The organism is Shewanella sp. OMA3-2 (assembly GCF_021513195.1).
In the GTDB taxonomy this organism is placed as follows: Bacteria; Pseudomonadota; Gammaproteobacteria; order Enterobacterales; family Shewanellaceae; genus Shewanella.
Genome location: NZ_CP090974.1, coordinates 3858885 through 3870984, shown reverse-complemented (window position 1 = coordinate 3870984; position 12100 = coordinate 3858885). Strand labels below are relative to the sequence as shown.

The 12100-nt window shown below is 41.4% G+C and carries 12 protein-coding genes; 3 read left to right on the top strand and 9 right to left on the bottom strand.

Translation table 11 applies throughout. From position 1 onward, the window contains the following. Window positions 1-106 precede the first annotated feature (106 nt). A complete protein-coding gene (locus tag L0B17_RS17065) occupies window positions 107-304 on the top strand; it encodes a YheV family putative zinc ribbon protein (RefSeq protein WP_235086477.1) in 198 nt (65 codons plus the stop codon). Window positions 305-543: 239 nt separating this feature from the next. Here L0B17_RS17065 and L0B17_RS17060 read toward each other — a convergent pair whose 3' ends face one another. From L0B17_RS17060 to sfsA, 8 genes are all read right to left on the bottom strand, one after another. Further along, window positions 544-1068: a DUF4124 domain-containing protein gene (locus L0B17_RS17060; protein ID WP_235086476.1), complete on the bottom strand. Its 525-nt coding sequence runs from the start codon at window positions 1066-1068 to the stop codon at window positions 544-546. A gap of 372 nt (window positions 1069-1440) precedes the next feature. Then, on the bottom strand, window positions 1441-2286 hold the full coding sequence (gene panC / locus L0B17_RS17055) for a pantoate--beta-alanine ligase (protein WP_235086474.1): 846 nt from the start codon (window positions 2284-2286) through the stop codon (window positions 1441-1443). A 23-nt stretch (window positions 2287-2309) separates the two neighbouring features. Next, window positions 2310-3104 (bottom strand): 3-methyl-2-oxobutanoate hydroxymethyltransferase, encoded by a 795-nt coding sequence (panB, locus tag L0B17_RS17050; protein WP_235086472.1) that lies wholly within the window; start codon window positions 3102-3104, stop codon window positions 2310-2312. 62 nt (window positions 3105-3166) lie between these two features. Further along, on the bottom strand, window positions 3167-3655 hold the full coding sequence (gene folK, locus L0B17_RS17045) for a 2-amino-4-hydroxy-6-hydroxymethyldihydropteridine diphosphokinase (protein ID WP_235086470.1): 489 nt from the start codon (window positions 3653-3655) through the stop codon (window positions 3167-3169). Continuing rightward, window positions 3655-4980: a polynucleotide adenylyltransferase PcnB gene (locus L0B17_RS17040; RefSeq protein WP_443019966.1), complete on the bottom strand. Its 1326-nt coding sequence runs from the start codon at window positions 4978-4980 to the stop codon at window positions 3655-3657. Before L0B17_RS17040 ends, folK begins: the two co-directional genes overlap by 1 nt. 219 nt (window positions 4981-5199) lie before the next feature. Continuing rightward, window positions 5200-6087, bottom strand: a complete 888-nt coding sequence (gene gluQRS / locus L0B17_RS17035; protein WP_235086469.1) for a tRNA glutamyl-Q(34) synthetase GluQRS — start codon at window positions 6085-6087, stop codon at window positions 5200-5202. A gap of 69 nt (window positions 6088-6156) precedes the next feature. Continuing rightward, window positions 6157-6600 carry an RNA polymerase-binding protein DksA gene (dksA, locus tag L0B17_RS17030; RefSeq protein WP_226411155.1) on the bottom strand — a complete coding sequence of 148 codons (444 nt, stop codon included), beginning with the start codon at window positions 6598-6600 and terminating at the stop codon, window positions 6157-6159. Between the two features lie 115 nt (window positions 6601-6715). Beyond that, entirely contained in the window at window positions 6716-7429 is a 714-nt protein-coding gene (gene sfsA, locus L0B17_RS17025; RefSeq protein ID WP_235086467.1) for a DNA/RNA nuclease SfsA, read from the bottom strand. Window positions 7430-7572: 143 nt separating this feature from the next. Here sfsA and pepB point away from each other — a divergent pair, with 143 nt between their 5' ends. After that, complete coding sequence (gene pepB / locus L0B17_RS17020) at window positions 7573-8850, top strand: aminopeptidase PepB (protein ID WP_235086465.1); 1278 nt, start codon at window positions 7573-7575, stop codon at window positions 8848-8850. A gap of 80 nt (window positions 8851-8930) precedes the next feature. Here pepB and thpR read toward each other — a convergent pair whose 3' ends face one another. Further along, window positions 8931-9512 (bottom strand): RNA 2',3'-cyclic phosphodiesterase, encoded by a 582-nt coding sequence (thpR, locus tag L0B17_RS17015; RefSeq protein ID WP_235086464.1) that lies wholly within the window; start codon window positions 9510-9512, stop codon window positions 8931-8933. A gap of 284 nt (window positions 9513-9796) precedes the next feature. Here thpR and L0B17_RS17010 point away from each other — a divergent pair, with 284 nt between their 5' ends. Continuing rightward, a complete protein-coding gene (locus L0B17_RS17010; RefSeq protein WP_235086462.1) occupies window positions 9797-12094 on the top strand; it encodes a putative bifunctional diguanylate cyclase/phosphodiesterase in 2298 nt (765 codons plus the stop codon). Window positions 12095-12100 lie beyond the last annotated feature (6 nt).

Genomic DNA, 12100 nt, shown 5'->3' with positions numbered 1-12100 from the left:
GATAATACCGTATTCGCAATTTATTTCCCACAATGACAGGACGGATACGCTGCTTCCATGGCAAAATAGCCGCTGTGATCTAATTAACCCGAATTGAGAGTGTCTGATGACAAAAATAAAAAAACGCTTTGTAGCGGGGGCTAAATGCCCTAAATGTGGCGCAAAAGACAGTATTCTATTATTCAAAGAAAATAATATTGAAACAATTGAGTGTACCGAGTGTGATTACCGTGAGCAGCAAACCGATATTGAAGTGCCTAAAAAATCCACCGGTAATATGATCGGGGTATTTAAGCCAGAGTAATCTTGGTAGGGGATAGTATTTTGAAGGGACTCACGGTTTTATGTCCCTTTTTAGAATAGGCTTGTTGAACGGTTAATATTTTGATCAGTAAAGGGTTTGCTGACAATGGTGATAACGAAAATAGTGGTCAGCATTGAACTTGAAGAAACACGCTAGCTAACAAGAATACTCATGCGGCTGACAAACTGTATATGGCTCATGTTTGATGCCTTGTTTGGTTTGCAGGGGTAAGGTATCTATTACTGACTCATTAACTCATCTGGTGACGCTTCTGCTTCAATTTTTGATTTATGCAGGTTCAATACTTTCATCACATTGTTATTACTGAGAATCAGCTCGTCAAAGCGTTGATTAATTTCTTGTAATTCTAATCCATAACTAGGGTCATCTTTGGCTTGAGTTTGCCAAAAACGCTTACGATCTAATTTTTGTACTTCACTTGCACGCAGAATTTCAAAGTAACTATTTTCTTGCTTAAGGCGGTAGATCTCTGAGTCTAGTAATTGGAGTAACTTTTCTTTTGAAATAGTTTGCTTGTTAAGCAGCGCTTTGAGAGGGTCAATTTTTATTTCGCGTTTATCTGAGTCGACTTCGGTAGTAATACCATTTTCGTATTCAATTTTATGTTGGCGGAATGCTTCTGGGCAAACGCTATGACTAAAGACGACTTTATCATCCTTCATGCATTTATAAATGGCATTAGTGTTCCCTAGTACCATAAAGGGACTGAGCAAAAGCACCAATAAATATAAAATTTTTGCCATGCGGCCACATATCCTTCTGTAAATCCACGATATACCGTTAATTAGTATAGGATCATCGTAGCGTTAGCGCATAAAAATGTTAGATAAATTTATCCTAAATAAACACAGCAAGTGTACCGACAAAACCAGTTTATTGACAATTGATTTCTTTTTGACACATGTAATATTTAGTATCAGGTTTTTTTTGCTATTAATGCTACTAAAAATAACGCCTTTCTTAGTTAGAATAACTGAGAAAGGCGTTATAGTGGGTATTAGGGGGGTTCTCTATGGCAGAATATAGGCTTGCTAGAGGTTGATATGGCTTAAGTTAAAGTATCGACTTTTATTCCACATTAGAACTATTCAACACTAGAACTTTAGTGATGGCCATTATCGGTTAAATATTAAATTATCGATAAGACGCGCTTTTCCTAAATATGCTGCCGCGACAATCACCAAATTGTTATCTTCAGGGGTTACGGGTTGCAAATTGTGGCTATTGCGCACTTCAAGATAGTCTGGCGTAAAGCCGGCCTTAATCAGTGATGCTGTGGCATGTTCGCTGGCCTGAATAATACTCACGCCTTGTTGAATATTGAGTGCCATTTTATCTAATGCCTGTTTAAGCGCAGCAGCATTGATTTTTTCTTCAGCAGTTAAATAACCATTACGCGAACTCATGGCTAAACCTGATGGCTCACGAATCGTTTCCACACCAATAATATTAATGGGTAACGATAGGTCAGCGACCATCGTTTTAATCACTAACAATTGTTGGAAGTCTTTGTTGCCAAAAAATGCCATGTCTGGCTGAACTATGTTAAAAAGCTTATTCACTATGGTGGCAACACCACGAAAATGACCTGGACGACTTGCGCCGCAAAGCTCATCGCCGATTTCTGGCACTTCTATAAAGGTTTGTTTATCTAAGCCCTTGGGGTAAATAGTTTCTGGTGTCGGGGTAAATAATAACGCAGCACCTGCGTCAATTAAGGCCTGTTTGTCTGCTGCTAAGGTGCGTGGATAAGCCCCTAAGTCTTCATTTTTACCAAATTGCAGGGGATTGACAAAAATAGACACCACAACATGGTCAGCTTGTTTCAGCGCTTTACTGACAAGGGTTATATGTCCTTGATGTAAATTTCCCATCGTTGGGACAAATGCAACTGTTTCACCTTTAATGCGCCAAGCGTTAACTTGATCGCGAACTTTTGAGATGGCGGCAGTGGTGATCATGATGAATTAAACCTGTGAAATAATTAATTAAAAATATGTTCTTCAGCGGGGAATGAACCGTCAGCAACTTCGTCAATATACGCTCGAATGGCACTGCGGATCTCACCCGTTTGTTTTAGGTAATTTTTTGAAAAACGAGGAATGTAACCACTTGATATACCTAAAACATCATGCATAACTAAGATTTGACCGTCAGTATCCGCACCCGCACCAATACCAATCACCGGAATGAAAAGTGCTTCTGTGATTGTTTTAGCTAACGTTGCCGGAATACATTCAAGCACTAATAATTGAGCGCCAGCAGCTTGTAAGGCTTTGGCTTCATCTAAAATACGTTGTGCATTATCGGCATCGCGTCCTTGGACTTTAAAGCCCCCAAATACATGAACAGATTGAGGTGTTAATCCTAAATGAGCGCAAACAGGAATACCACGCTCTGTGAGCATTCTAACGCTTTCAAGTAGCCAGTGACCACCTTCAACTTTGACCATGTTAGCGCCTGCTTGCATTAATATTGCAGCGTTTTGCATAGTTTGCTCTGCAGTGGCATAGCTCATAAATGGCATATCGGCGATCAGTAAAGCACGGTTTATACCGCGACGTACGCATGCTGTGTGATAGGCAATATCAGCAACGGTAACAGGTAAGGTATCATCATGACCCTGTAAAACCATTCCCATAGAGTCACCCACTAATAAAACATCAATCCCTTCGCTGTCAAAGGCTCCTGCAAAACTGGCATCATATGCCGTTAATGCAGTGAATTTTTTGCCTTCTTTTTTGAACTTCAATAGGGTAGAACTAGTGACTTTTGACATAGTAGACTCTTAATACAATTCAAATTTATACGCTATGGTGCATATACTCTAAAGCGGTGAAATCAATTTCTATTCGGTATTTTGTGCAATGACCGCCGCATTTCTGGCGTCAGTAACGATTTAAGTGCTTGATGACAGGGTAAGATTAAGTCTTCAGCAATTTCAGCCAGCGGGATCAATACAAAGCTGCGTTCTTTCATACCATAATGTGGGACTCGTAATCTCGGTAGATCAATCGTGTCTAAACCATATAATAATAGATCAAGATCTAAGGTTCTTGGCCCCCAACGTTCATTACGCACCCGGCCTTGCCGTTGTTCAATTTCTTGCAAACTATTAAGTAACTCAATGGGGTCAAGCTGAGTATTAAAACAGGCTACTGCATTAACATAATCAGGCTGAACAACATCACCCATGGGCGTTGAGCTATAATAACTCGAAACTGTAATTTCACCAGTAATCGCGATCTTTTTTAATGCAACAACGGCTTGATTTAGTTGTTGCACGGGGTCTGCAAGGTTAGCCCCTAAGGCGACATAAACTAAAGTCATTACTCTGCTGTTGAGTCCGTTTTAGCTGCAGGCTTGCGCTTTCTTTTACGTTGCGCGGTATTACGATTACGATTTCCGCTTGTTTTGCCTGAGCCTTTAGCAATATTACCGCGCTGTGCTTCATCGGCTTCAACAAATAATTTCCACCAGGCAGCCTGTTTAGCCACACTGCCGCCTTCAGCTTCACCGCGAAGTAATAATAAATCATATGCTGCACGGAATTTAGGGTGCTCTAACAATTTAAATGCGCGTGAACCTTGGCTACGCTCAAATCTAAGCTGTAATTGCCAAATATCTTTTGCAGGTGTACTGAAACGACGTGGAATGCTAATAGTGCGACATTGCTCTTCCATAACATCACCCATAGCAGCAACTTGTGCATCATATAATGCCAAGCCACTTTCAAGGGCGATATCGTCAGCACGTTGCTTTAACGGATACCAAAGTATTGCCGCATAAAAGAATGCGGGTGTAACAGGTTTATCTTGGTTAACGCGATCGTCAGTGCTGCGCATAACTGCATTGAGCATTTTAGCCGCATTACCTCTAGGGTCGTCAGCAATAACACCTTGTATTTGTGGGAATAGTGGCCCAAACAAATCAAAATCTTGCATCATTTGATAATTAGCAAGTGCCTTACCAGCAAAGAAAAGTTTTAATACTTCTTCGTACATACGCGCGGCAGGAATATCGGCTAATAGTGGTGCTAATGATTTAATGGGCGCGGCAGATATTGGATCAATTTGCATCGATAATTTTGTCGCAAACCTTACTGCGCGTAGCATGCGAACCGGATCTTCACGATATCGGGTTTCAGGATCGCCAATAAGCTTGATTGTTCGAGCTTGTAGATCCTCAATACCACCGCCATAACTGCGGATAGAAAAGTCACTAATATCATAATATAAGGCGTTAACCGTAAAGTCGCGACGTTCAGCATCTTCATCAATTTCGCCGTATACGTTGTCACGCAATAGGCGACCTTCGGCATTTGACTTTGAAATCGTGTCACTGTTCTCACCATGATGTCCACGAAACGTAGCCACTTCAATAACATCACGACCAAAAACAATATGTGCTAAGCGAAAACGACGTCCGACTAATCGACAATTACGGAATAATTTTTTGATCTCATCTGGCGTGGCATTGGTCACAACGTCAAAGTCTTTAGGCTCAAGTCCCAACAAGATATCGCGAACCCCGCCACCGACTAAATAGGCTTTAAAACCTGATTTGTGCAGGCGATAAAGCACTTTTAGTGCATTTTCGCTGATTTGACGACGCGAAATATCGTGGCCATCACGTGTAATGATGTCCAAACGCAGGCCGTTTTGTTCTTCTAACGGCGTGTCGAGCTCGGGCGCTGCTTTATTATTGTCAAATAAATTTTTGCAGAACTGACTAATACGGCGAAAAATAATACACCTCGATGAAGCTAAATTAATTGATTAAAAATCTGGCGGGTATGATATACCAATTGTGCGCGAATGAGTAGATAACTGTGTGATAAGTGATGTTGAGAAATTTCCAACTGGTATTTGGTGCTAATCGATTGCAGCCGCTGGTTTTGCTAAGATAATCTCACTGTGTTTTGGCACACTGGCTAAGGAAAACTGCGCTACTGCTTGCGCGAGCATTTTATCTACATGGTCGATATCAACTTTAGCCTGACCCAAAAAGTCTAGGGCGGCATTTAGGCTTTGCTGTGGAGCTTGGATATTGATCGCTGGTGCATGGTTTTGCTTGGACAATTTAAATCCTGGTTTTGCACAAGCCAATGGCAGGTGTAACCAATTGGGCGAGGGGAGATTTAATAGGTTGAATAAACTGACTTGTCGACAACTGGCGTGTAATAGGTCACTGCCTCTAACGACTTCAGTGATCCCCTGAAAAGCATCATCAATAACCACCGCAAGTTGGTATGCAAATAGGCCATCGCTACGTTTAATAATGAAGTCTTCACCTGCAAAACCACTTTCAACACTGATGCGGCCGCGATTAATATCCTCAAAAAAACTGACTTTCGCGCTATTACGAATACGGATAGCACCTGAAAAGTGTGTTGTTTTAATATTGGCTAAACCGCAGCGGCTGTCGTAAACGCCTCCCATGGTTTGAATCATTTTACGGGAACATTGGCAGTAGTAGGCTTGGTTTTGCGCTAAAAGTTGCTCAATAGTACTTTGATAAACTTGCGTGCGCTGGCTTTGATATAACACTGAGCCGTGCCAATGTAGACCATAGGCATCAAGTGTCCGCAGTATGTCATCACTGGCACCGTGAACTTCCCGAGGAGGGTCGATATCTTCCATTCTGACTAACCATTGGCCATGTAAACTGTGGGCACGCAAATAGCTACCGAGTGCGGCAATTAATGATCCAAAATGAAGGGAGCCTGATGGCGATGGCGCAAAGCGTCCGATATATGACATATCTTAAGCCGTTTTGAAGTGAGGACACATTAAATAGAAAGGGCGAGAATAATCTCGCCCTCAACGTATTTAACCAGCCATTTGCTTTTCTTTGATTTCTGCTAATGTTTTGCAGTCAATACATTGATCAGCGGTAGGTCTTGCTTCAAGTCTGCGGATACCAATTTCGATACCACATGAGAAACAATAACCAAAATCGTCTTCTTCGATTAATTGTAATGTTTTCTCAATTTTCTTGATTAACTTACGTTCTCTATCACGAGCACGAAGCTCTAAACTGAACTCTTCTTCTTGAGCTGCGCGGTCAACAGGATCAGGAAAATTTGCAGCTTCATCTTGCATATGAGTCAGAGTACGGTCAACTTCTTCACGCAATTGGTTACGCCATGCTTCGAGGATCACTTTAAAGTGACGACGTTGCGTGGGATTCATATACTCTTCACCAGCTTTTTCCTGGTAAGGATCTACACCTGCGATAGCGAGTACGCCAAGTTTCTTAGTGCCTTCAGGCATAACGCATCTCCTGTAATCGTTTGCGTTTAATTGCGGCTTATTTTTTACGGCGCTATCTATACCAGAATCTGTATAGCGTGGCAAATTTTTTCCGGTATAAATCTTTTTATTTAATTTATACCATCACCTTGCACGGACCGATTATTCTACTGGCTTGGGGTGACAATAGGGTTTGATATGCCAGTACTTCAACGCCTTGGTTAATTGCTTGGTTGAATAAGTCTGCGTAGTGAGGATCGATATGTGCGGCGGGTTTCACTGTTGATATTCCACTGTGCTGCACCACAAACAATAATACTGCACGATGACCTTGTTGTACCATTTGGATTAATTCTCTTAGATGCTTTTGTCCCCGCGTAGTAACGGCATCAGGAAAATAACCTTCACCTTGCTCTAACAAGGTACAACTCTTAATTTCAATATAGCACTTAGGTTGGTCTTTGCGCGTTAAAAGAATGTCGATGCGGCTGCTTTCTTCACCGTATTTTACTTCACGCTGTAAAGTGGAGTAGCCAGTTAGCTCAGTAATAATGCCATTATTGATCGCTTCCTCGGCAAGGGCATTTGCTCTTGCACTGTTAATACCGATTAAATGATTTTGATCCGATTGCATAATTTCAAAGGTGTGAGGGTATTTCCGTTTTGGGTTGTCGGATTCAGAGAACCACACACTTTGGCCAGGGTATAAGCAGTTTTTCATTGAACCTGTATTAGGACAATGAATAGTGATTTCGCTGCCATCATCTAACATGATATCGGTCAGAAACCGCTTATAGCGTTTAATCAGTCGGCCATGTTGTAGTGGGGGGTAAAGTCCATATAAACTCATTTAGCGACAAATAATGGCAACCATACACCATTAGATAAAAGAATGTGACAGCTGATATACTATTACTAATTTCGTTATTCGATTGAATACATTATTATTCAACGGTGACGTACCGCGAAAATGCTGCAAACAAGGAATTTATTATGCAATTTATGACTGTCATTTTAACTCAAGAAGCTCCCGCATCTCATTGGGGCAAGTCCGATGTCACTTTTGAAGGCCAGAGTAGCTTTATTCATTTAAGTGGTAACGCACCGCTTCGCCAAGTGCAAATGGCTGCCCGTAAAATTCGCAATCAGGGCATTAACCAAGTTCAGCTACAAGGTGAGTTATGGACTGTTGATTTGCAGTGGGTTTTCGCCCAAGGCTTTGCTACTGCTAAACCTGGTTATGAAGTGCTTTGGTGTGGTGATGAGCAACAGCAGCAAACACTAACACATCGTGCGCAGGCCGCTACGTTTGCCCGTAAGTTAATTAACGATACTCCAGAAGACCTTTCACCTGTGTCACTGGCTACCCAAGCGGCTAATTGGTTAAAAGACATTGGTGGCGATACAGTGACCTTTAATATTATTGAAGGCCAAGAGTTGTTAGCTAAAAAGTGGGTGGGTATTCATGCTGTGGGTCGTGGCAGTGAACGCCCTCCGGCATTATTAGAACTCGATTTTAATCCGCTTGCGGCTGATGCGCCTGTTGATGTTGCGCTTGTGGGTAAAGGCATCACATTCGACTCAGGCGGTTATAGCTTAAAATCGTCGGTTGGCATGTTGGCGATGAAGTGCGATATGGGTGGCGCGGCCACCGTGACGGCAGCTTTAGGTTTAGCGATTAAATCTGGTTTGAACAAACGCGTGAAATTATATTTATGCTGTGCAGAAAACCTTGTCAGTGGCCGTGCCTTTAAATTAGGCGATATTTTAACCTATAAAAATGGCACCACAGTAGAAATAGTTAATACTGATGCCGAAGGGCGTTTGGTATTAGCTGATGGTTTACAGGCTGCTTCAGAGTCAGGTGCTAAATTAATTATCGATGCAGCAACCTTAACTGGCGCGGCGGTTATGGCAGTAAGCAACGAATATAACGCGATATTCTCACCGCAAACAGAAACCATTAAAATGGCGCAACAATGCGCAGCCGCGGTGGGTGAGAATGTGTGGCCATTACCGTTAGATCCTTGGCATCGTGACACTTGTCCATCTGCTTATGCAGATACAGCCAATAGCCGTCCGGTTAAAGGTGGTGGCGCTGGTGGAGCATCAAACGCAGCAGGTTTCCTATGGCGTTTTGTCACACCTGAGGCAAACTGGCTTCATATTGATTTGGCCGCGGCGTTTGAGTCATCTGCTACAGGGTTATTTAGCGCAGGCGCCACAACCCATGGTGTACTGACTGTGGCAGAAATATTGAAGCGAGAATAGCTTTCACTAATACCGCCCATTAATGACTGTTAAGTATAAAAGTCTGCTTATTGAGTCAAGCCATCGCAAGATGGCTTTTTTTATCGCTGACAATCGTTTTGTAATGGCCAACTGTGCAATATGTTATATTGCTCACCTTGTTTGGTTTTCACTGATTGATATAAGTGTAAATTTGTTGGTGAGATGGTAATGGGTAACTTATCATCCAGACTGATTAATGGTTGTGGTGAATCATCTCGTCTGCTGGCTTTTTTAAATAAGGTGACATGTGGTTGATAACACCATTGGCTTTGATGAAGATCTAGTCGCAGACAAATTTGCTGGGCGGCGTCTGCCATGGTTAGCAGTATATCGTCGGCAATGCCTTGAACACATATTATGCTCGGCTGAGTCCATAGGCAGAGTTTGTCTAACTTTAGATGAAATACAGGTTTAATTAGCTTGTCTAGAGCATCCAATAACCTTGGTGTACACGAATGATTCACTTGGCCAAGAAAAGCTAAAGTAATATGCATATTTGATTGTATTACAGGAGAAGCTTCTGTATTAATGTGTGGTATAAGCTTTTGCTGTATATCAAAAAATTGACGCGCGTCTGTTTTTTTGACGCAAAAGCCAATAAATAATCTTTGTGCAGTTATTGGGTGACTTGATTTCATCATTTATCTCGCCGTCTTTAGAAACAGAGTAATTAGCCTAGCTCGGTACTGACGAAAACAAGGTTTTCGACTATGGTTAATGTTGACCATGTAATTCATGGTGAAGCTATATGGAAAGTATGTTAAATGCACCAATCCACATAGCTCAAAACAATTTAGACAGTCAAGGAAGATGACATTGTGTTTATACGGACAGTATATGAATGATATGTGTCCAATAGGTCTAGTCGTCTCTGAACACTGGCTGTAAAGAATATATCTCGCTAACTTTATTATTGAGTTGATTAATGGCTGAAAGCACCCAGAATTTATTGAAACAGGCTTTGACCTATGAGTCTTTAGAAATGGATAGCCCAACGTCAATGTTAATGATTGATAGCGTGCTAGCGCGGATATGCAAACAGCTTAGTTGCGATATCGTGTTCGCTATTAAAAGTAGCCACAGCAATAATACATTTTCCCCAAGTCTTGATATCGTCGATACTTCAATAAATAAGGTTGCTAGTCATTTTACTAAGCACTTCCCATTGCAAAGCTTATTGACCCAAGCAATTGAAAAAAATAAAGACTTAATGGATCTGGTACTCAATTTATCAAAACCATTACATATTCATCAGCAATACTCTTCAGCAACGACTGAGCAAGAGCAATTCATTTGTCAATTTTTTGCACAGTCGCTTGATGCAAACTTAGCCATATCACATTTAGAAATAACTTCAGCTGCCAGCGTTGGTAATGTCAGTGTGGTGCTTATTGCGATGTCATTACACCAAGCCACTGTAACCATTGAGTCTCAATCACAAAGCTGTGAAAGTTTTTGGCAATCTGTATTAGATGAGCACTGCTTTCATTTAGCGACCGCTTTTGAACTAAAACGATTATCCGTTTTATTAGTTAATAAAGAAAAACAATACCAAGAGCTATTCAGTCATTTGCCAATGGCTTGTGCATTAATTGATGTTAACAATTTAGTGGTACTGCAAAATGAAGTATCGCAAAACATGTTGAAGTTTGAGGTCGGCCAGAGCTTATTTGATGGTCTTCGACATGATGATCATGCGTTATTACAAGATACATTACATATTGTCAGGCAAGGTGTGCTTCGACAAGCTTGGTGTGAGGTGCCGCTAAAATTGGGCATATCAACCCATTGGTATAAAATGAGTTTTTGCCACGCATTAAATTCACAGAAACAACTTTTATTAATGGTTGAGGATGTTACCGAGCGTTACCGTTTAGCTGACGAACTGACATTTCACTCAAATCACGATGCGTTAACTGGGTTACCTAATCGGGTGCAATTTGAAGGTATATTGGATGAGTTGCTTGCCAGCGACGAAGCTATTCCCGCTTGTGTTGCCTTTTTGGATTTAGATCAATTTCAAGTTGTTAATGATTTAAGCGGTCATCAGGCAGGTGATGAATTATTACTGCAAGTCTCTAAGCGTCTTAAGCAGTTGGTACGAAAGGGCGATGTGGTTGCCAGATTAGGCGGTGATGAGTTTGGTATTTTAATGTATCACTCAGATAAAGAGTCTTCTCAACAAGTCGCTAAGCGAATATGCCAACAGCTTTGTGAGCATGAGTTTAAGTGGAAAAAAGTGAAGCATAATGTCAGCATGAGTATTGGCATAGCAACATTTGATCCTCAAGCCAAAGACATTTATGAAGTCATGAGTCAAGCTGATGCAGCCTGTCGTCTTGCTAAAGAAGAAGGTCGAAACCGTTGGCATTATTTTAGCTCAGACGATCCACAAGTGCATATTCTTTATACTCAAATGATTGCCTCTGTCGACATTACCGGCGCTTTAGCACTTAATCAGTTTGAGTTGTTTTATCAGTTAATTGAGCCCCTTAATCATAATGATGTGGGCTTACATATGGAAATTTTACTGCGCATGGTGCTAGAGGATGGCAGCTTTGTTTCTCCGGCTATTTTCTTGCCTGCGGCAGAGCGCTACAACTTAGCATCAAGAGTCGATCGTTGGGTGGTTGATAATTTGCTTAAATGGGGCAGTGATAATCTCGACATTTGGCGAGAGTTGTCTATGGTCTCAGTTAACTTATCGGCCATGTCATTGGCCGATAAAAAGTTCATGAGCTGGCTTGAGATGCGCTTAATGGTTGAGCCTGAATTGGTCGATAAACTGTGTTTTGAAATAACTGAAACCGCTGCGGTTAGCCAGTTAACACAGGCAACAGCATTAATTGATTTACTGCGCCCATTAGGGTGTAAATTAGCATTGGATGATTTTGGTTCAGGTTTTTCAAGCTTTGCTTACTTAAAAACCTTGGATGTAGACTTTGTTAAAATTGATGGGCAGTTTGTGGTAAATGTTTGCACTGATCGCAGAGATAAAGCGATCGTATCAGCGATTTGCCAACTGGGTGAAGATATGAATTTTGAAGTCATTGCAGAGTTTGTTGAAACGGCTGAAATTGGTTTGAAAATTAAAGCGCTTGGGGTCGATTATGCTCAGGGGTATGCGATTAATAAACCTTGCCCATTATCTAACCTTAAGTCGGGTATTCGCGTGCCTTGGTTAGCGGTTCGTCAACTTGAAAATATGATTGACGATATTTAATTGTTT